This window comes from Rhodovibrio salinarum DSM 9154, from assembly GCF_000515255.1.
Lineage (GTDB): Bacteria > Pseudomonadota > Alphaproteobacteria > Kiloniellales > Rhodovibrionaceae > Rhodovibrio > Rhodovibrio salinarum.
The window spans coordinates 1,811,721-1,831,586 of record NZ_KI911559.1; the positions used below are offsets into that span (position 1 = coordinate 1,811,721).

The following is a 19,866-nucleotide window of genomic DNA, read 5'->3' on the forward strand; positions in this document are numbered from 1 at the left end:
GATGGAGAACGATTCCCTCGCCGGCGCGGCAGGGCAGGCGGCGCACGACATCTCGCTGACAGGCCTGTTCTTCCAGGCTGACATCGTCGTCAAACTGGTGATGTTGCTTTTGATCGCGGCGTCGGTCTGGTCCTGGGCGATCATCTTCGACAAGGCGATGATGCTGCGTCGATTGAAGCGGGCGGCGAACCAGTTCGAGGAAGCCTTCTGGTCGGGCGGCTCGCTCGACGATCTGTACGACCGCATGTCCGAGCGCGCCAACGACCCGATGGCATCGATCTTTCTCGCCGCGATGCGGGAATGGCGGCGCTTCGCCAGTCGTGCCCAGTCCGAGATGACCGCCAGCGTCCAGGGTCTGCAGCAGCGCATCGAGAAGGTGATGGACATCACGCTCGGCCGGCAGATGGAGTCGATCGAGCGGCGCATGATCTTCCTGGCAAGCGTCGGGTCGGCCGCGCCGTTCGTCGGTCTGTTCGGGACGGTGTGGGGGATCATGAACTCCTTCACCTCGATCGCCGCGACCGAGAACACCTCGCTCGCCGTGGTCGCCCCCGGGATCGCGGAGGCGTTGTTCGCCACCGCGCTTGGCCTGGTCGCGGCGATTCCAGCGGTGATCGCCTATAACAAGCTATCGACCGATATCGCCCGCTACGCCGAGCGGCTGGAGAACTTTGCCGGCGAGTTTTCCGCGATCCTATCGCGCCAGGTCGAGGAGGTGCGCTAGCCATGGCGGGCGGTCTTCAGGGCGGTGGCGGCATCCGGCGGCGTCGGCGCGGCCACCGGCGTAGCTACACCCCGATGAGCGACATCAATGTCACGCCGTTCGTCGACGTGATGCTGGTCCTCTTGATCGTGTTCATGGTGACCGCCCCGCTGCTCACCGTCGGTGTCCCGGTCGACCTGCCGAAGAGTCAGGCGTCTCCGATCAACGAGAACACCGAGCCACTGGTGGTCACGGTCGACCGTAACGGGTCGATCTACATCCAGGAGACGGAGGTGCCGTTCGAGAACCTCGTGACCCGGTTGAACGCGATCACCGAACGCAAGCCCGACACCCGCATCTTCGTGCGCGGCGACAGGGAAATCGCCTATGGCCGTGTGATGCAGGTGATGGGCCGCCTCAATGGCGCGGGCTTCGAAAAGGTCGCGTTGATCACCGAACAGGACGAGCAGGGCTAGGCGATGCGTAAGGCGCTGCTGTTCTCGCTTGGGCTGCACGTCGGCTTGGTTGCCGCGTTGATCATTGGGATTCCGGACTTTGGCGAGGACCTGCAGGTGCGCGAGCCCGTGCCGGTCGATGTCGTGAGCGAGGAACAGTTCGCCCAGGCGGCGCCGGAGATCGAGCAGGAGCAGCCGCCCGCTGAGTCCAAGCCGGAACAGCCGCCCAAGCAAGCGGAGCAGGAAGCTCCGCCGCCCGCGCCCGCCCCGCCGGAACCGCAGAACGCCCAGCCGACCGCGCCCGAACCGGCGCCGGAGCCTCCCGCGCCCGAGCCACAGCAGCAGGCGCCGGCTGAGCCAGAACCGGCGCCCGAGCCGGAACCGGAATCGCCGCCTGAACCCGAGCCTCAGGCGGAACCGGCGCCGCAGCCACCGCAGAAGCCCGAGGTTGCGCCCAAGCCGGAGCAGAACGAGCCGGAGCCGGAAACGCAGACCGCCGAACAGCAGCCAGACGAGACGTCCGACCAGACGGCGGATGAAGCCACCCCCGCGCCGTCGCGCAAGCCGGAGCGCCAGGTGGCGGAGAAGCCTGAGCAACCGGAGCCCGAGCAACGCGAAGAGCCGGAACAGCAGGAGCCGCCGAAGCAGCAGAAGCGCGATCTGAACTCGATCCTCAAGGATGTCGAAAAGGACTTCGCCGGTTCCAAGGAGGCGCAGGACAACCCGGATCCGGACGCTCAGAACCAGACCAGCCAGGAAGGCGAGCAGACTCAGGATGCCCAGCAGGCCGTTCGCTCGCCCGAGGCGGATCAGATCGCCCAGCAGTTAACGGCCAGTCAGATCGACGCGATCCGTCAGCAGCTCGCTTCCTGCTGGAGTCCGCCCGTGGGCGCGCGCAATGCGGAGGATCTGCGCATTGAGGTCCGCGTGCGTCTGGACCGCGATGGCAGCGTGCGCAGCGCCGAGCTGGTCTCGCGCGAGCGGATGGGCGAGAACTTCTATCGCGCGGCGGCGGAAAGCGCGATGCGCGCGGTACGCATCTGTTCGCCGCTCAAGGGGCTGCCGCCGGAGAAGTACGACCAGTGGCAGACCCTGCTGCTCAACTTCGACCCGCAGGAGATGCTGGGCGGGTAGACGCAAGAGCGACCAAAACGGGTCCCCTGCGTATTGAGATCCGTTTGTCGCGCGGCTGCGGCACACAGCGGTCACTTGGCAGATGCCCGATTTTCGCCTTAGTGCGAGGCTATGGCGCCGTTACCATCGGGGCGCCCGGCCCGTGCGGGCGCGATTCGCGCGCCGGTCGGTGCGTGTCACCGCGTAGCTTCCTGAAGCGAGAGACGAGCCAAGCATGACCCTTCCCACCCGTCGGCGCTTTCTGACCGGAACGCTGTGCGCCGCTGGCGCGCTTGCTGCCGGCCCGACCGGCTTTGTGCGCGAAGCGCGTGCGGAGCTGGAGATCGACATCACGCGCGGCTACGTCGAGCCGCTGCCGATCGCGATCACCGATTTCTACGGCGAGACCCAGCAGACCCGGTCGGTCGGCCAGGACGTCGCCGGCGTGATCCGGGACAATTTGCGCCGGTCCGGCCTGTTCAAGCCGATCGAGCAGGGGGCCTTCATCCAGAGCCCGGAGGCCTTGCGGGGCGGGCCGCGGTTTCAGGACTGGCGGTTGATCGACGCCCAGGCGCTGGTCAGCGGGAAAGCCGAACAGCAGGCAGACGGTCGGCTGCGGGTGCAGTTCCGGCTGTGGGATGTCTTCGGCGAGAACCAGATGATCGGCAAGGCGTACTTCACCACACCGGGCAACTGGCGGCGGGTGGCGCACATCATCTCGGACGCGATCTATCAGCGCCTGACCGGTGAAGAGGGCTACTTCGACACCCGCATCGTCTACGTCTCGGAAAGCGGCCGGCAGGACAAACGGACGAAACGCCTGGCGATCATGGACCAGGACGGCGCCAACCACCGCTATCTGACTGATGGCTCCAGCCTGGTGCTGACCCCGCGCTTCTCGCCGACCCGCCAGGAGATCACCTACGTCTCCTATCAGGGGCACTCGCCCCGGATCTATCTGTTCAACCTGAACACCGGACAGCAGGAAGTGCTGGGCGAGTTCCCCGGCATGACCTTTGCTCCGCGCTTTGCGCCCGACGGCAACAGCGTGATCATCGCGCTCGACAACCAGGGCAACAGCGAAATCTACGTGATCGACCTGCGCACGCGCGAGCGCCGTCGTCTGACCAATTCGAGCGCGATCGACATCTCCGCCTCGTTCGCGCCGAGCGGCGAGCGCGTGGTGTTCAACTCCAACCGCGGCGGCAGCCTGCAGCTCTATACGATGGACGCCGATGGCTCGAACGTGCAGCGGATTTCGTTCGGCGACGGACGCTACTCGACCCCGGTGTGGTCGCCGCGCGGCGACATGATCGCCTTCACCCGACAGCACCAGGGCACGTTCTATATCGGCGTGATGCGTCCCGACGGCAGCGGCGAGCGGATGCTGGCCGAAGGCTATCGTGTGGAGGGGCCGACCTGGGCGCCGAATGGCCGGGTGATCTGCTTCTTCCGGCGCACGCGCGCCGACGATCAGGGGCGTTATGCAAGCAAGCTCTACACGATCGACTTGACGGGATATAACGAGCGGGAAATTCCCACCCCCCAAGACGCTTCGGATCCGGCATGGTCGCCTGCGATTCCGTGAGATCGATCAAATTCGATTGAAAAGGAAGGCGCAGGTTAAACGCTCAAGTACTTTGACGCCGCAAGTCATGAATCTTGATCGGGAGAGAACCCGTTCGTATAGTCCGCGCAACTTCGACTTAACGGGGGCCGTGTCGTGTTTCGGCGCGATCGCCCCGTAGACGCCGATCCGACCAACACACCATCGACCCGGCCATTCCCTGGATGAGGTCCGGACGACATCGAGAGGATAGACGATGCGTTTAAAGTTGCTGACCCTGTTCGCCGCGGCGCTGTTGCTGACCGCCTGTGAAACCGGGCCCCAGAACCAGAGTGATATGGACGGTACCGGCTCGCAGACTGCCTCGCAGTCGACCGGCAGTGCCGACGATCTGGCCAGCGGCGGAGCTGGTGCCGACACGGGCAGTGTCAGCGGCGGGGAGATGGCCGGTCCGGAGCCGGGCACGCAGGAGCACCTGGTCGTCAACGTCGGCGACCGAGTCTTCTTCGGTTTCGACGCGTATCAGCTGTCGAGCGAGGCGCAGGCCACGGTCGAGAAGCTGGCCGCTTGGTTGAAGCAGTATCCGAACAAGCAGGTCATCGTCGAAGGGCACGCCGACGAGCGCGGTACGCGGGAATACAACCTCGCCTTGGGCGCCCGCCGCGCGAACGCGGTGCGCGACTACCTGATCGTGCTCGGCATCGATCCCAACCGGGTCCAGACGGTGTCGTTCGGCGAGGAGCGTCCGGCCGTTCAGGGCTCCAACGAGGACGCCTGGGCGCAGAACCGCCGCGCCGTCTTCGTGGTCGAGGGCACGCCCTCGTCCTAAGGACGCGCCCGATGCCCTCCTCTGCTAAGCGGTGGGCAACCGGATGAGATGGCGCCCGTTCGGTGTTACCGCCGGACGGGCGCTGTCGTGTGCGAACCACATTTGTGCCCGAATCGCGCGGCAGATATCCTGACGCCACACCTGTTTCTTTTTGCACCGCGACATCAGCGACGGAATTCCCATGACCGCTTTCCCGACTTCTCCGATCTGCTGCTCGAAGGCGCCGAGGCTTCTGCTCACCGCGCTCGTCACGGGCTTTCTGGTGTGGAGCGTGCCGGCACCGCAGGCGCACGCGCAGAGCGGCGTGGAACGCCTCACCAACAAGGTCGACCGGCTGCAGCGCGAGTTGAACGATTTGCAGCGGCAGGTCTACAGCGGCGAGGGTGGCGGCACTGCGCCGGCGGCAAGCAGCGCTCCGACATCGGGCAGCGGTGGCGGCATGACCCAGACCGCGGCCGCGCGCCTGCAGCAGAAGCTGAGTCAGCTGGAGCGGGCGGTGCAGGACCTCACCGGTCGTTTGGAGCGGGTACAGTACGATCTGCGTCAGCTCACCCAGCGGATGGATACCCGGGCGAAGGATGTCGATTACCGGCTGAGCCAGCTGGAGCAGGCGGCGGGCGTCTCTGCCACCGGGGGCGGCCAACAGACGGGGCAGGGCGCGCAGACCGGTCAGGGCCCAGGTCAAACCAGCCGGTCGGGCGGTGATCAGGGAGGTCGGCAGGCCCAGGACCTGCGGCCCGACCGCCAGGGCAATCAGCGCCAGGGAACGCAGCAGGGCCAGGCCAGCCAGCGCGCGCAGTCCGGACAAAACGGTCAGAACGGCCAAGGCCAAGGCGGGGATACGTTGGGCCAGGTATCCCAGCGCGCGGTCGACGAGCTGCGTCAGAACCGCGACAACCAGCAGACCGGGTCCGGCCAGCAGGGCCAGAGCCAACAAGCGGAGACTCAGGGCCGTGGTCAGGGGCAGCAAACGGCCGCCGCCGAGGTCGAACTGCCCGACGGCTCGCCACAGGAGCAGTACGACTACGCCTTCGGCCTGCTACGCCAAGCCGATTATGCCCAGGCCGAGCAGGCGCTCACCAAGTTCCTGAACCAACATCCCGAGCATACGCTGGCCGGCAACGCTCAGTATTGGCTGGGCGAGACTTTCTACGTCCGCGGCAACTACGAGCGTGCCGCCGTGACCTTCGCCGAGGGGTTCCAGACCTATCCCGACAGCCAGAAGGCGCCGGATAACCTGCTCAAGCTCGGTATGTCGCTCGCCCAGATCGACCGCACCGAGGATGCCTGCGGCATCTTCGCCGAGCTGCAATCCCGTTATCCCGATGCCAAGCAGAACATCCTCCAGCGCGCCCAACGCGAGCAAAGTCGCCTCAGCTGCGGCCAGGGGTGATCCCGACGTCGTCTGTGGTTCATAGAGCAGGCGTCGGAGAGGCGGCGCCACGCGCGGCCTGTGATGATCGGGCGTCTGACATGACCGACGGGGCGCCCGTCACGGCCGAGGAGGTCGCCGCCCGGATGGCGGCGTTCGATCCGTTCGAGCCGCGACCTGTTGTCGCGGTGGCGGTGTCGGGCGGACCGGACAGCCTGGCGCTGACGCTGTTGCTGGCCAATTGGGCGGCCGCGCGCGGGGGGCGTGTCCTCGGCATCACGGTCGATCACGGCCTGCGTCCGGAGGCTGCGGAGGAGGCGCGTTGGGTCGGCGAGGTGCTGGCCGCGCGCGGGATCGAGCACCGGGTCGTCGGCTGGCAGGGGGAACGGCCCGAACGGGTGCGCCAGCAGCACGCCCGGGAGGAACGCTACGACCGGCTGCGCGCCGTCTGTGCCCAGGAAGGCATCCTGCACCTCGCCCTCGGCCACCACCGTGCGGACCGGGCGGAGACGGTGCTGCTGCGCCTGAAGGGGCAGAGCCGGCTGGACGGTCTGGCCGGTATGGCGCATCAGCGCGAGATGCCGGAAGTGCGGCTGATCCGTCCGCTGATCGACCTGCCGAAAGGCCGCCTGATCGCCACGCTGCGCGACCGTGGGCTTGGCTGGGTGGACGATCCGAGCAACCGCAATCCCGATCATCTGCGCGTGCATATGCGCGCCTTGCTGCCGCATTTGGCCGAAGACGGGCTTACGGTGACGCATATCAATGCCTTGGCCGGGGCCCTCGGCACCGCCCGGCGGACGGTCGAGGCCGCGCAGGATGCGCTGCTCGCCCGCGCGGTAACGTTGCATCCGGCCGGTTTTGCCCGGCTGGATCCCGGCATGTTCCGCGACGCCCGGCCTGAAGTGGCCGATGGCGCGTTGGCGCGCGCTCTGCTGGCGGTTGGCGGGGCGATCTACCCGCCGCGCGGCGGCCGGCTGGAGCGTCTGGCCGGGGAGCTGCGGACAGGGCTGAGCGCGACGCGCACCCTCGGGGGCTGTCAGGTGATCCCGTGCAAGGCCGGGCTCCTCGTGGTGCGGGAGTGGGAGCGGGTCGCCGCGATGACCCTCCACCCCGGCGAGGCGGCGGTGGTCGATGGTCGGTTCGAGGTGACGCTGTCGCCAACGGCACCGGGCTCGGCGATCCTGCGCCCGCTCGGGCGGGCCGGCTGGGCGGGCCTGACCCAGAGGCAGCCGTCATTGAAAGCTCACGCGTTGCCGGGGCCGGTGCGTCCTGCACTGATGGGCGTTTTCGAGGCACAAGAATGTGCTGCAGATGGCGCCCGGGGACTGGTCGCGGTCCCGGAGTTGTCCCATCTTGAGTCAAATGGATGTGCGTGGCTCGCGGACTGGCGCTATGCGCCCCGCCGCGCGCTGACAGGCGCCGGCTTTACAGTTGTTCAAGACGAAGCGCACACTATGTCTTAAGGTGTTCGCACATGAGGCGCGCGGGCCGGCTGCCCGCCGCCGGAAATCGGATTTTGGGTCTGCGGCGCTTTGAATCGGCGATGGTGGCCGCACCCGGACGCGACGTTATCCGGTCTAACAGGCCCCGGCCGTAGGGCCCGCCGGCAGAGGTAGAGGAAACGATACCGTGAACTTCAGCCGCAACGCAGCACTCTGGATCATCATCGTGCTGCTGCTGTTCGCCCTGTTCAACCTGTTCCAGGGCAGCTCCCAGCGCGGGCCGGAACAGCAGATGGCCTTCTCCGATTTCATGGATCAGGTGGAAAGCGGCCAGGTGTCGCGCGTCACCATCCAGGGGCAGGAGGTCTCTGGCCAGTTCCGCGACGGCCGGCAGTTCCAGACTTACGCGCCGCAGGACCCGAATCTGGTCGAGCGGCTGCGCAACAACGGCGTGCGGATCTCCGCCCAGCCGGAGGAGGAGGTGAACCCCCTCCTGTCGATTCTGATCTCCTGGTTCCCGATGCTGCTGCTGATCGCCGTGTGGATCTTCTTCATGCGGCAGATGCAGGGCGGCGGCGGCAAGGCGATGGGCTTCGGCAAGTCCAAGGCCAAACTGCTGACCGAAAAGACCGGACGGGTAACGTTCGACGACGTCGCCGGCATCGACGAGGCCAAGCAGGAGCTGGAGGAGGTCGTCGACTTCCTGCGCGATCCGCAGAAGTTCCAGCGCCTGGGCGGCCGTATCCCCAAGGGTATGCTGCTGGTGGGCCCTCCGGGCACCGGTAAGACGCTGCTGGCCCGCGCGATCGCCGGCGAGGCCAACGTGCCGTTCTTCACCATCTCCGGTTCCGACTTCGTCGAGATGTTCGTCGGCGTGGGCGCCAGCCGGGTGCGCGACATGTTCGAGCAGGCCAAGAAGAACGCGCCCTGCATCGTCTTCATCGACGAGCTGGACGCGGTCGGCCGGCACCGCGGCGCCGGCCTCGGCGGCGGCAACGACGAGCGTGAGCAGACCCTGAACCAGCTGCTGGTCGAGATGGACGGCTTCGAGGCGAACGAGGGCGTGATCATGGTGGCCGCCACCAACCGCCCGGACGTGCTCGACCCGGCGCTGCTGCGCCCGGGTCGGTTCGACCGGCAGATCACCGTGCCCAACCCGGACGTGCTGGGGCGCGAGCGCATCCTGCGCGTGCACATGCGCAAGGTGCCGCTGGCCCCCGATGTCGATCCCAAGGTGATCGCGCGCGGCACGCCCGGCTTCTCCGGCGCGGACCTCGCCAACCTGGTCAACGAGGCGGCGCTGGTCGCCGCGCGCGCCAACAAGCGCGTGGTCACCATGAACGACTTCGAGCTCGCCAAGGACAAGGTCCTGATGGGCGCGGAGAAGCGCTCCATGGTGATGGACGAGAAGGAGAAGGAGCTGACCGCCTATCACGAGGCCGGCCACGCCCTGATCTCCCTGTTCGTCGACGGCAACGATCCGCTGCACAAGGTGACGATCATCCCGCGCGGCCAGGCGCTGGGTGTCACCATGTCGCTGCCGGAGAAGGACCGCTACGGCTACAAGAAGTCGGAAATCACCGCGCGGCTGGCGATGATGTTCGGCGGCCGGGTGGCCGAGGAGCTGATCTACGGTCAGGAGCACGTCACCACCGGCGCCGGCAACGACATCAAGCAGGCGACCGATCTGGCCCGCCGGATGATCACCGAGTGGGGCATGAGCGAGCGCCTGGGCCCGCTGCGCTACTCCGAGAACGAGCAGGACATCTTCCTGGGCCACCAGGTTGCCCAGCGCAAGAACCTGTCGGAGTACACCGCCCGCCTGATCGACGAGGAGATCCACCGCGTGATTGCCGAGGCGGAGTCCAAGGCCAAGGAAGTCCTGACCACCCACTTCGACGATCTGCACACCTTGGCGAAGGGCCTGCTGGAGTATGAGACCCTGTCGGCGAGCGAGGTGCAGAAGCTGCTGAACGGCGAGAACATCGACCGCTCCGATCCCGGTGGTGGCGAGAAGAGCCACTCCGGCCGGCGCGCGTCCGTGCCGAGCAGTGGCCGCAACAAGGGCGGCGCCACCGGCGGTCTGGAGCCGGAGCCGCAGGGCGGCTAGGTCTCATCACACAGAACCGTAACGACCACGGCCGCCGGGGCACGTTCTCGGCGGCCGTTTTCGTATGGGGATAGCTGCTCCTCGCCCAACACCGATACGGCCCGCTGACGCCTCAGCCACGTTGCGCGTGCCGGCACGGGTTTGTAGGGTCCGCGTCCCGGCGCGGGGCGATTGACTATCGAGTCGCCCGCGGTTCCCAAGAGCTGTCAGACGTAAAGGCGTAATCCGAGCACCATGGCCGATACCCAAGGCATCACCGGCGATCAGCTGAAGTCCTACATCGAGCGGATCGAGAAGCTGGAGGAGGAGAAGGCCAACTTGCAGGCCGACATCCGCGAGGTCTACTCCGAGGCCAAGTCCAACGGCTTCGACACCAAGGTGATGCGCCAGATCGTGCGCCTGCGCAAGATGGACCAGCAGGACCGCAGCGAGCAGGAAGAGCTGCTGCACATCTACAAAAGCGCGATCGGCATGGAGTAGCCACCCGCGCGGGTCTACTGCCCCAGCGCCAGCTTGATCGCGTAGCCGACGACGCCAAGTGCCGCGACGCTGGCGGCCCACAGGCCGGCGAACCAGGCGAGGCGTTTCCAAGTGCGGTCGGCGCCGGCGGTCGTGGGGTCGGCGCGGTCCTCGTGGACCACGCCGACTTTCGGGAATCTGGCGCGCGCCATCAGTGATAGCCCTCGTTTGGGTCGACCTTGCCGCGGAACACCCAGTAGACATAGGCGGTGTAGCCCAGGATCATCGGCAGCAGCACGGCCGTGCCGGCGAGCAGAAACCACAGGCTGCTGTCGGGCGCCGCGCCGTTCCAGATCGTGACCGAGTGCGGCACGATGTAGGGATAGAAGCTGATCCCGATGCCGATGTAGCAGAGCACGAACAGGCCGTTGGCGGCCAGGAAGGGCAGGGCGTCCGGCCCGCGCTGCAGGCCGCGCACCAGGGCGTAGGCGGCGCCCAGCACCAGTAGCGGCATCACCGCGCTCAGAACCAGGTTGGGCCAATCGAACCAGCGGGCGAGGTAGGCGTCGTTCAGGAACGGCGTCCACAGACTGACCGAGCCGATCGCCGCCAGCGTCAGCGCGCCGAATACCCAGGCGAGGCGCACGGCCTGCTGGCGCGGGTGGCCGTCGGTCTTCATCACCATCCAGGTCGCGCCCAACAGCGCGTCGCCGACCACCAGCGCACAGCCGGTCATCACGCTGAACACCGTCAGCCAGTCGAACCAGCCGCCGGCGTAGCTGCGGTTGGCGACCTCGATGCCCTGGACCAGCGCGCCCAGCGCCACCCCCTGGGCGAACGCCGCGAGGATCGAGCCGCCGGAAAAGGCCGCCGACCAGAAGTGCTTGTGCCGCTTGCTGCGCCAGCGGAACTCGAACGCCACCCCGCGGAACACCAGCGCCAGCAGCATCGCGATCAGCGGCGCGTAGAGCGCCGGCAGGATCGTCGCGTAGGCCAGCGGGAACACCGCGAACAGGCCGCCGCCGCCCAGGATCAGCCAGGTCTCGTTGCCGTCCCAGACCGGGGCGACCGAGTTCATCATGATGTCGCGGTCCTGCTCGCTCTTCACCAGCGGGTAGAGGATGCCGATGCCGAGGTCGAAGCCGTCGAGCAGGATGTAGGCCAGGACCGCCACCGCGATCAGCGCGGCCCAGATGGTTGCTGGATCGATCATGGCGGTGTGCCTCCTATTCCGCGGGGAAGACCTTGTCGGGCGCGACCGAGGCCGCGGGCGTCAGCCCGGCCGAGCGGGTCGGCCCCTCGGGGCGGTCGCTCTCGCCGGCCTCCGGCGGCTTCGCCATCAGGCGCAGGATGTAGACCGTGCCAGCGCCGAACAGCGTGAAGTAGACGAGGATGAAGGCGACCAGCGAGGTCGCGACCGCTGGTGCGCCGACGGCTGAGGCGGAGTCGGCCGTGGTCAGCAACCCGTAGACCGTATAGGGCTGCCGGCCGACCTCCGTGGTGACCCAGCCGGCGAGTACGGCGACGAAGCCTGAGGGCGCCATCGCCACGGCCGCGCGCTTCAGCCAGGTGTCGTCATAGAGTTGCCTGCGCCGACGCTGGATCAGGCTCCAGAGGCCGACACCGACCATCGCGAGGCCGAGGGCGACCATGATCCGGAACGACCAGAACACCCAGGCGGCCGGTGGACGCTGGTCTTCCGGGAAGGCGTCCAGACCCTTCACCGCGCCGTCCCAGTCGTGGGTCAGGATGAACGAGCCGAGGTTCGGGATGCCGATGGAATAGTGCAACTCACCGGCCTCGTCGTCGGGGATGCCGAACAGATAGAGCGGCGCGCCGTCCGTATGCGTCTCGTAGTGGCCTTCCATTGCCGCGATCTTGGCCGGTTGGTGCTCCAGCGTGTTCAGGCCGTGCAGGTCGCCGGCCACGATCTGCAGCGGCGCCACCAGGGCGGCCATCCACATCGCCATCGAGAACATGATCCGCGCGCCGCGGTCGCGGCTGTTTTTAAGCAGGTGCCAGGCGCCCACGCCGCCGACCACGAAGGCGGTCGTCAGGTAGGCGGCCAGCACCATATGCCCCAGCCGGTAGGGGAAGGAGGGATTGAACACGATCGCCCACCAGTCCTCCGGCACGAACTGTCCGGCGTCGTTGATCGCGAAGCCCGCCGGGGTCTGCATCCAGCTGTTCACGCTCAGGATCCAGAAGGCCGACGACAGCGTGCCGACCGCCACCATGGCGGTGGCGAACAGGTGCAGCTTCGGCCCCACCCGGTTGAAGCCGAACAGCATGATGCCGAGGAAACCGGCCTCCAGGAAGAAAGCGCTCAGCACCTCGTAGCCCATCAGCGGGCCCACGATCGGCCCGGCCTTGTCGGAAAAGACGCTCCAGTTCGTGCCGAACTGGTAGGACATCACGATGCCCGAGACGACGCCCATGCCGAACGCGACGGCAAAGATCTTCTTCCAGTAGGCGAACAGCGTCGCGTAGGCGTCGTCCTTGGTCCAGAACCACAGGCTCTCGAGCACCAGCAGGTAGCTCGCCAGCCCGATCGAGAAGGCCGGGAAGATGATGTGGAACGAGATGGTAAAGGCGAACTGGATACGCGCCAGATCGAGCGCGGAGAGCGCGTCGAGCATCGATGCCTCCGGAAAACCGGCGTTCGGGAAAGCTCTATACAGGATGAGACTTTAAGCGTGCATGTTCAGCTTTCAATGATTCTAAATTAGTCTGCGCGCATGTGACACACGTACGCGCGGACAGGCTGGTCGCCATCGTTGCACACGCCGATGTGGGACCCTACACATCTCAATATTATTTCATGCGCCCATGTGCGGGGAGCGGCAACGGTTGCGGCGCTCCTGCCCGGTTCAGCCGGCACCGGTATAATTTGTAGGGTCTTGAGAGCGCCCGACCGCGATCTGTGGCGTGGTGTATAAACGTGTATTTATAGACCGCTCAAGATAGTGCCGGGCTTGATTGCTGGATGTTTAGTCGAAACTTGGATTGTTCCAAGTTTTCCTCTCATGAATATCATTGTATTGTAAATTTATTATGCAATAAATAATGAAGTTAAATCCAATATAACGGTGGTAATAACCCAAGTAATTTACAGATTATTCATATTTTAGTGATATAAAGATAAATGCTGCCCATAGGCGGTAGAAGGTGTTTGCACGCCAAGGGCCATCGGACCCGTCCCATTCAGGTAGAGGTAGAGATGCAGAAGGGCCGCGTCATCCGTATCGGCTTGACGCTCGCCATTTTTGGCGTGGTGATCTGGACAGTGGCGCCCTACGTCACCAGCCGGGTCTCAACCTCCGCGGTCGTCAACGCGCCCCTGTCCCCGATCGTTGCACCCTTTAACGGCCGGGTCGCGGAGCCGTCGAAGCCCGTCGGCGCCCGGGTGCAACCGGATGAGCTGTTGTTTAAGGCCGTCTCGGAAAGCCCGGATCGGCGCTATCAAAGCGAACTTGAGGCACGCACCCAAACGCTGCAGCAGCGTCTCGCGGCGGTCGCCCGGCAGCGGACGCAGCTTGAGCAACTGGCCGAGGATCTGCACGCCCGCCAGAGCCGCTATCGCAGCCATGCGTTGAAACGTCTGCGCCACGAGATCGAGCAGACGCAAGCCGCGCTTGAAGGTGCGCGGGCCGAAGCCAAGGAGGCTGACGCGGCGCTTGCGCGCAGCCGCAACCTACAGGCCAAGGGGCTCACCCCCAATTCCGAGCACGATGAGCGCGTTACGGTCGCGCAGGTGGCCCGGGCCCGGGTGAACGAACTGCAGGCGCGGCTGGACGGCTTGACGTCGGAGGTGGTGGCGGCCCGGGAAGGTACCTTCGTCCGTGCCGGCGTGCACGACGTGCCCTATTCCCAGCAGCGCGCCGACGAGGTGGCCCTGCGCCTGAGCGAGCTTGCCCGCAGCGAAGCACGCTTGGCCGCGGAGTTGTCGGGAGCCCGCCACCAATTGGCCGAGGAGCGTGCCCGGCGTGACCGGACGGAGGCGTTCCGTCCCACCGCGCCGATGCGCGGCGTGGTCTGGAGTGCGAGCGGCGTGCGTGGAGACCCGATTTCGACCGGGCAGGTGGTTCTGCAGGTCGCTGACTGCGAACAGCGGTTCGTCGAAGTGGCCGTTAGCGAAGGCTATTTCGAAGCCATCCAGGCCGGCGACATCGCGCGTGTGCACCTCAAGGGCAGCGACCGCACCTTGCGCGCGCCCGTGATCGCGGTGCGCGGGGCCGGGGCTCGCAAGGAAGGGCCAAATCTGGCCGCCCGCGTGCCGCAGGTCGAACGTGGCCAGTTGCGCGTTCTGGTGTCGCTGGAAGGGGTCGGGCTGGATCGTTCGGCGAGTACCTTCTGCAACATCGGCCGCACGGCGGAAGTCTACTTTTCCCGAGATACGTCTGGGATGATCGGCACGGCGGCAACGGCCGTGCGCGGCTGGGCTATGGCGCTATGGCAGACGCTCGATAGCGGCGTTAGCGAAGCAGTTGGCGCGCGCGCCGGACCCGGAATCGCCGCGCCGCAGATGCCGGATCCCCCCGAGGCAGCCAGCCGCGGGAGACTGCCGGCATCGACGGCTGGCTTCCGGTCTTCTGAGCACCAAGGCAGCGAGTGAATGTGGCCGCAGCTCGACAGCCTGATCCCGCTCTTGCTCGTCATCGGTGTCTTTACAGGTCTTGCCCCGCTACTGGGGCGGCAGAACGCGGTGGGGCGCTGGCTGGTGGTCGGCTTCGTGACGATCGTCGTGCTACACTATATGGCTTGGCGGATACCGGTCACGTTGCTGCCGGCCAACGACCTCTCGACGCAGTCGCTCTGGGTCTGGTTCCTGTTCGCGATCGAGCTGCTGGCGCTGGGGGACGCGGCGATCCTGTTTGCGACCTTGCTGCGCCGGACCAACCGCAGCCCCGAGGCCGACCAACACGAAGCGCGTTTGCGCAGCCGGTCGCTCGCTGACCTGCCGACGGTGGACGTATTCATTGCCACCTATAACGAATCCATCGAGGTGCTTGAGAAGACGTTGGTCGGCGCGCTGTGTATCGACTGGCCGGGCACGCAGCTGAACGTCTATGTCCTGGACGATGGCAGCCGGCCCTGGCTGGCCGAACTGGCGGCGGCGAAAGGCGCGCGGTATCTCACCCGCGACGGCAACGCGCACGCCAAGGCCGGTAACATCAACGCCGCGATCCAGCGCACCGACGGCGACTTCTTCCTGATTCTCGATGCCGACTTCATCCCGCGTCGGGACATCCTGTACCGCATGATCGGCTTCTTCGAAGATCCGAAGGTCGCGATCGTCCAGGCCCCGCACAATTTCTTCAACCACGACCCGATGCAGGCGAACCTGGCGCTTCGGCGGACGTTGCCGGACGATCAGCGCCTGTTCTTTGACGAGATCATGGCCGGGCGCGATGGGTGGGACTGTGCTTTCTGCTGCGGCTCCAACTCGATCACGCGGCGTTCCGCCATCGCGGAGATCGGCAACCGCATGCCGACCGACTCGATCACCGAGGATATCCTGCTGACGCTTGCGCTGATGCGCCGGGGCTACATCACCCGCTACCTGAACGAGAAGCTGGCGATCGGCCTGGCGCCGGAATCGTTAGAGGCCTTCTTCGTCCAGCGCGCCCGCTGGGCGCGCGGTGGACTGCAACTGCTGTACCTGAAGAATGGGCCTTTTGGGTCGGGCTTGCCGCTGCGCGCGCGCTTTCTGTTCCTGCCCACGCACTGGCTGACCCAGTCGCTGGTGCAGGTCACCGGTATGGCGATCCCGGCGATCTATCTGCTGACCGGTTTGTTGCCGTTGATGAACGCAACCGTCGAGACGGTGTTCATCTATCAGCTACCCGCTTTGTTCGCGATCCTGATGGCGATGCGCTTTTTCGCGCCATCGGCCTATTTCCCGCTCGCCGCCACGGTACTGGGCGTGTTGCAGGCGTTTCGCCTGCTGCCGACGGTCCTGGTGACGATGATCAAGCCGTTCGGCCACGCCTTCAAGGTGACGCCCAAGGGTAAGGACGCCGGCGGCAAGCGCTATGACCCGGTCACGGTGCGTCTGTGCAGCCTGTTGATCGGTGCCACGGCGCTCGGCCTGTTGCTGAATGCCGACTTCAACACCCGGATCATCGACCGCAGCGCCCTGATCCCCTTGGTGGCGATCTGGAGCGCCTACAACATGCTGATCCTGATGCTGGTCGGGATCACCGCCTTTGCGGCGCCGGCACGGCGGGCGGAGGAGCGCTTCGAACTGGACGAGCCGGCCCGCCTGCGCGGCGCGTTTGGGCAGTTGGACGTCCGGCTTCTGGACCTCTCTCTTGGCGGTGCCCAGCTCGTGGCCGACGAAGCTCCACGGGTCCCCGTCCAGCGCGGCGACTGGATTTGGACTCAGATCGAGGGGGTGGGGGACTTGCCGGGCGAAGTGATGCGCGTCGGCCAGGACGGGCGGCGGTTCGGCGTGCGCTTCTACCTGCCTCAAGGCGGGGACCGCGACTTGTTGATCGCCAAGCTGTTCACCCAGGGGATGGACAACGCCACGCGTAACGACAACGGCTGGCAGGTCGCGCTGGGTATGCTGGCGCGTTTGTTCGCCCCCGATCACGCGCCGCATCCCGTGGCGGGCAACCCCCCGTCAGAGCCGCCGGATTTGGTGCTGGCGGAATTTCGACGCATGCGCCGCACCGGGACCGTGCGCGAGCTGGTCGCGGATCAGGACGACAGTCGGGTCGCGTAGCGCGTGGCCTGGTCGCTGGCGGATCGGTTTACAGGACGTCGTCCAACGCGCGCTCGATGTCCTGGGCGTCCTCGATCGCGTGCGCTTCGTGCTTGCCATCGATCGCGCGGACGTAGGTGCTTAGATCGTCGCCGTGGCCGATTTCCAGGAATTCGGTGACGCCGTGGTCTTTCATGTATTCCACGCTTTCGCGCCAGCGGATCGGCCGGGCGACCTGCTCGGCCAGTCGGGTGCGAATCTCGTCCGCGCTCTCCAGTGCATAGGCGGTCACGTTGGAAACCAGCGGCAGCTTTGGCGCGCGGACCTCCACCTCGGCGAGGGTCGCCTGCAGTTCGGCGACGGCCGGTTCCATCAGGCTGGAGTGTAGCGGCGGGATGCCATCCAACAGATGGGTCTCGCCCCCCTTCTTGGCTGCCAATTGCAGGAAAGCTTCAACCGCGGCGCGTTCGCCACTGACAGCGTGGCTGTCGGGGGCGTCGTCGCGTGCCAGCTCGCAGATCCCCTTGCCCTGCGTCGCGGCTTCGCGAGCGAGGCTCTCGACGGTCGCGAGATCGAGACCGTGGACCGTACAGACGGCGCCCTTCTCCGGCGAAAAGGCCGACCAGACCGCCTTCGCCCGCGCGCGCAGCCATTTCGCGGCCGCGCCGGCGCTCAGGGCATCGACAGCGGCGAGCGCCGTGGCCTCCCCACGGCCGTGGCCGGCGACGAAGCTGCCGGTCTGCGAGAGCCATAGATCGCCCTGTTCCTCGAGCGCCTTCACACCGGCCAGGCTGACCGCGAGCATCGCCGGATCAGCGTTCTCCGGCAGGGCCAGCGTTTCCTCGGGGCCCTCAAAGATCAGGCGCGACAGTTCCTGACCCAACGCGTCGTCGATTTCCTGGAAGACGTACCGCGCGGAGGGATAGGCCTGGACGTAGTGCAGGCCCATGCCGATCGTCTCGCCACCGCGGCCGGGGAATATGAAGGCGCGCGCCATGAAAGGGCCCTCCTGTCGGATTTGGGCGACGGCTTGGTTCGCGGGCACCGTACCGCGTGGCCGCCTTGTGCTACTTTACGTGTTTTATGGGTTCGACCGACTGTCATGATGCCATGATGCGGCGCGAAAAGCCACGCCGGGAGAACCGGCTGGTCGGGGGCATGTCGTATTGCCGCCATCGCGGTCAAGCGCCCGCGGGATTAGGAGCGCGATTGTCCGTTGCCACTTTCCGCCGCTTCGATCGGCGCGCCCGCGTGGCGTTCCACGAACGGGCCCAGCCAGACATCCACCGGCGCCTGCCGGCCGCGCACCGGCAGGTCGGCCTCGCGCATCATGCCGTCGAGCGCAGCGGTGCTCTGGACCGGTATTTGATCGACCACGCTTGTGGAGACGACGAGGCCGACGCCGCGCTCCTTGGCGATCGCCATGAGCCGGCTGGCCAGGTTCACGGTGTCGCCGGCAAGGGTAAGCTGGTGCTGTTGCCGACCACCTAGCCGGGCGACCTGGACCAAGCCGTGGTGCAGGCCGATGCGCACGGGCAGGTCGGTCCTGGCGGTGCGCACCAGCAGGTCGCGGGCGCAGGCGAGTGCCCGGGCGGCGTCGTCGGGCCGGGGGGTCGGTACCCCGAACACCAGCATCGCCCCGTCGCCAGCGAAATTATCGACATAGCCGCCGTGGCGATGCGCGCCGTCTTCCAACTCCGTGTGCAGGGCGCGCATCATCGCAACCGTATCCGACGGGCTGGCGGTCTCGCTGCGATTGGTGAAGCCGATCATGTCGACGAACAGCACGGCAGCCGATAGCACTTGTCCCTCGAACGCCGGCCGATCGGCGTTGGCGAGCGCTTCGGCCAGGGGCTTCGGGACATAGCGTGCCAGGCGGCGGCGTTGCGCATCCCCCAGGATGAGGCGGATGGCAACGGCCGTTCCGGTGCCCAGAACGCTGGCCACTGCGGGGACCGTGATGTTGAGCCAAATCTGCCAAAGCAGAAACACCGCCACGGCGAGCGCAATCCACGCCGCGACCGGCAAAAACGCGGCCAGGATCGCCCACCGCGCAGGGTGCAGGTGCCCGGCATGCCAGCCAAGCGTGCCGAGCAGGATGACGGCCGCCATTTCCACGAGCATGGTCCAGGGGCCGTGGCTGAGGAAAGTGTTGTCCAGCAGGTTCGCGCTCAGGGTCGCGAACGCTTCCACGCCCGGCATCGCGGGGTCGAATGGGGTGACGAAGGTGTCGCCGGAACTGGTCGCCGTGGCCCCCAGCCAGACGATCCGTCCGCGCACGTCGGCTATGTTGAAGGCGCCGCGCAGTACGTCAATTAGCGGAATCGTCTTGAAGCTGCCCGCGGGGCCGTAGAAGGCCGGCGTCCACTGTCCGCCCGTGCCGAGCGGCACGCGTAGGTTGCCAATATGTACGGCCCTGGACAGATCGATCACGATATCCGACCGACCGGCGCCTTGTAACCGTGCGACCGCCAACACAGCCAGCGACGGCAGCGCCGAGCCGTCCGGCAGCAGGATCGCGGGGGGCAGGCTGGTGAGCGTGCCATCGGAGCCGAGCCCGACATTGACGTGGCCGAGGCCCGCCGTCTGTGCGAGTAGGGTGATCGGGGTCAGCAGTGTCGGCGGTTGCGGCGGGGCCGGCGCGGTGGCCCCGCGGTTCATCGGGACGGTGTGCGGCGATAGATCGACCGGCCGGGGCAAAGTTTGCGCCGCATTGGCCGTTCCCGCCACCGGCAGCAAGGTGCGGCCACTCGCGCGCAAGGCCGCAGCAAGGTCGGCGTCGGCGGCGCGGGGGCGCGCTGGCTCCGCCATCAGCAGATCGACGGCGATCACGGCGGCGCCCACCTCGCTGAGCCGGCGGATTGCGGTGCCCAGCTGATCGCGTGGCAATGGCCAGCCGCCGGCGGCGGCGACCGTCGCATCGTCGATCGCTACGATCGTGACCGGGGCGGACGGGGGCTCGGGCCCGCGCAGCGTGTAGCGCCACGTGAGCGTGTTGTTTTCCAGCCCGGCGATGCGTGGCAGTTCGCGCAAAGCAGGGTAAGCGAGCGCCAGCAGGGCGAATGGCAACGCGGCCAGCAAAATGCGCGCCCACCGCACCGTTC

General features: G+C 66.7%; 16 protein-coding genes. 11 read left to right on the forward strand and 5 right to left on the reverse strand.

The window, feature by feature from the left end; all coding sequences use genetic code 11:
* Position 1: 1 nt before the first annotated feature.
* The 9 genes from tolQ to RHOSA_RS0108480 all read left to right on the forward strand — a co-directional run bounded on the left by tolQ (position 2) and on the right by RHOSA_RS0108480 (position 10,074).
* Positions 2 to 724 carry a protein TolQ gene (tolQ, locus tag RHOSA_RS0108440; protein WP_027288329.1) on the forward strand — a complete coding sequence of 241 codons (723 nt, stop codon included), beginning with the start codon at positions 2 to 4 and terminating at the stop codon, positions 722 to 724.
* 2 nt (positions 725 to 726) lie between these two features.
* Positions 727 to 1,179: a protein TolR gene (gene tolR / locus RHOSA_RS0108445; RefSeq protein ID WP_027288330.1), complete on the forward strand. Its 453-nt coding sequence runs from the start codon at positions 727 to 729 to the stop codon at positions 1,177 to 1,179.
* Positions 1,180 to 1,182: 3 nt separating this feature from the next.
* The gene (gene tolA / locus RHOSA_RS24130) at positions 1,183 to 2,292 is read left to right on the forward strand and encodes a cell envelope integrity protein TolA (RefSeq protein WP_027288331.1); all 1,110 of its coding nucleotides are present in this window, start codon (positions 1,183 to 1,185) and stop codon (positions 2,290 to 2,292) included.
* Between the two features lie 214 nt (positions 2,293 to 2,506).
* Complete coding sequence (tolB, locus tag RHOSA_RS0108455) at positions 2,507 to 3,859, forward strand: Tol-Pal system beta propeller repeat protein TolB (protein WP_027288332.1); 1,353 nt, start codon at positions 2,507 to 2,509, stop codon at positions 3,857 to 3,859.
* Between the two features lie 235 nt (positions 3,860 to 4,094).
* Complete coding sequence (pal, locus tag RHOSA_RS0108460; protein WP_027288333.1) at positions 4,095 to 4,667, forward strand: peptidoglycan-associated lipoprotein Pal; 573 nt, start codon at positions 4,095 to 4,097, stop codon at positions 4,665 to 4,667.
* A gap of 181 nt (positions 4,668 to 4,848) precedes the next feature.
* The gene (gene ybgF, locus RHOSA_RS24135; RefSeq protein WP_051431955.1) at positions 4,849 to 6,060 is read left to right on the forward strand and encodes a tol-pal system protein YbgF; all 1,212 of its coding nucleotides are present in this window, start codon (positions 4,849 to 4,851) and stop codon (positions 6,058 to 6,060) included.
* 80 nt (positions 6,061 to 6,140) lie between these two features.
* The gene (tilS, locus tag RHOSA_RS21360) at positions 6,141 to 7,505 is read left to right on the forward strand and encodes a tRNA lysidine(34) synthetase TilS (RefSeq protein ID WP_081728585.1); all 1,365 of its coding nucleotides are present in this window, start codon (positions 6,141 to 6,143) and stop codon (positions 7,503 to 7,505) included.
* Positions 7,506 to 7,671: 166 nt separating this feature from the next.
* Positions 7,672 to 9,594 (forward strand): ATP-dependent zinc metalloprotease FtsH, encoded by a 1,923-nt coding sequence (gene ftsH, locus RHOSA_RS0108475; RefSeq protein ID WP_027288334.1) that lies wholly within the window; start codon positions 7,672 to 7,674, stop codon positions 9,592 to 9,594.
* A 234-nt stretch (positions 9,595 to 9,828) separates the two neighbouring features.
* Complete coding sequence (locus tag RHOSA_RS0108480; RefSeq protein WP_027288335.1) at positions 9,829 to 10,074, forward strand: DUF2312 domain-containing protein; 246 nt, start codon at positions 9,829 to 9,831, stop codon at positions 10,072 to 10,074.
* Between the two features lie 14 nt (positions 10,075 to 10,088).
* On the opposite strand, the gene RHOSA_RS26045 is transcribed toward RHOSA_RS0108480, so the two are convergent.
* From RHOSA_RS26045 to RHOSA_RS0108495, 3 genes are read right to left on the reverse strand one after another with little or no spacing between them, the layout of a single operon-like run.
* Complete coding sequence (locus tag RHOSA_RS26045) at positions 10,089 to 10,265, reverse strand: DUF2474 domain-containing protein (protein ID WP_081728586.1); 177 nt, start codon at positions 10,263 to 10,265, stop codon at positions 10,089 to 10,091.
* Entirely contained in the window at positions 10,265 to 11,266 is a 1,002-nt protein-coding gene (gene cydB, locus RHOSA_RS0108490) for a cytochrome d ubiquinol oxidase subunit II (RefSeq protein ID WP_027288336.1), read from the reverse strand. Before cydB ends, RHOSA_RS26045 begins: the two co-directional genes overlap by 1 nt.
* A 13-nt stretch (positions 11,267 to 11,279) precedes the next feature.
* A complete protein-coding gene (locus tag RHOSA_RS0108495) occupies positions 11,280 to 12,692 on the reverse strand; it encodes a cytochrome ubiquinol oxidase subunit I (RefSeq protein WP_027288337.1) in 1,413 nt (470 codons plus the stop codon).
* Positions 12,693 to 13,273: 581 nt separating this feature from the next.
* Here RHOSA_RS0108495 and RHOSA_RS0108500 point away from each other — a divergent pair.
* The gene (locus RHOSA_RS0108500) at positions 13,274 to 14,668 is read left to right on the forward strand and encodes an HlyD family secretion protein (protein ID WP_027288338.1); all 1,395 of its coding nucleotides are present in this window, start codon (positions 13,274 to 13,276) and stop codon (positions 14,666 to 14,668) included.
* Positions 14,669 to 16,783 carry a glycosyltransferase gene (locus RHOSA_RS21365; RefSeq protein ID WP_051431956.1) on the forward strand — a complete coding sequence of 705 codons (2,115 nt, stop codon included), beginning with the start codon at positions 14,669 to 14,671 and terminating at the stop codon, positions 16,781 to 16,783.
* Positions 16,784 to 16,811: 28 nt separating this feature from the next.
* Here the strand turns inward: RHOSA_RS21365 and RHOSA_RS0108510 are convergent, their stop codons facing one another.
* Positions 16,812 to 17,759: an ACP S-malonyltransferase gene (locus tag RHOSA_RS0108510; RefSeq protein WP_027288339.1), complete on the reverse strand. Its 948-nt coding sequence runs from the start codon at positions 17,757 to 17,759 to the stop codon at positions 16,812 to 16,814.
* Between the two features lie 200 nt (positions 17,760 to 17,959).
* On the reverse strand, positions 17,960 to 19,861 hold the full coding sequence (locus RHOSA_RS0108515) for a CHASE2 domain-containing protein (protein ID WP_027288340.1): 1,902 nt from the start codon (positions 19,859 to 19,861) through the stop codon (positions 17,960 to 17,962).
* Positions 19,862 to 19,866: the final 5 nt, after the last annotated feature.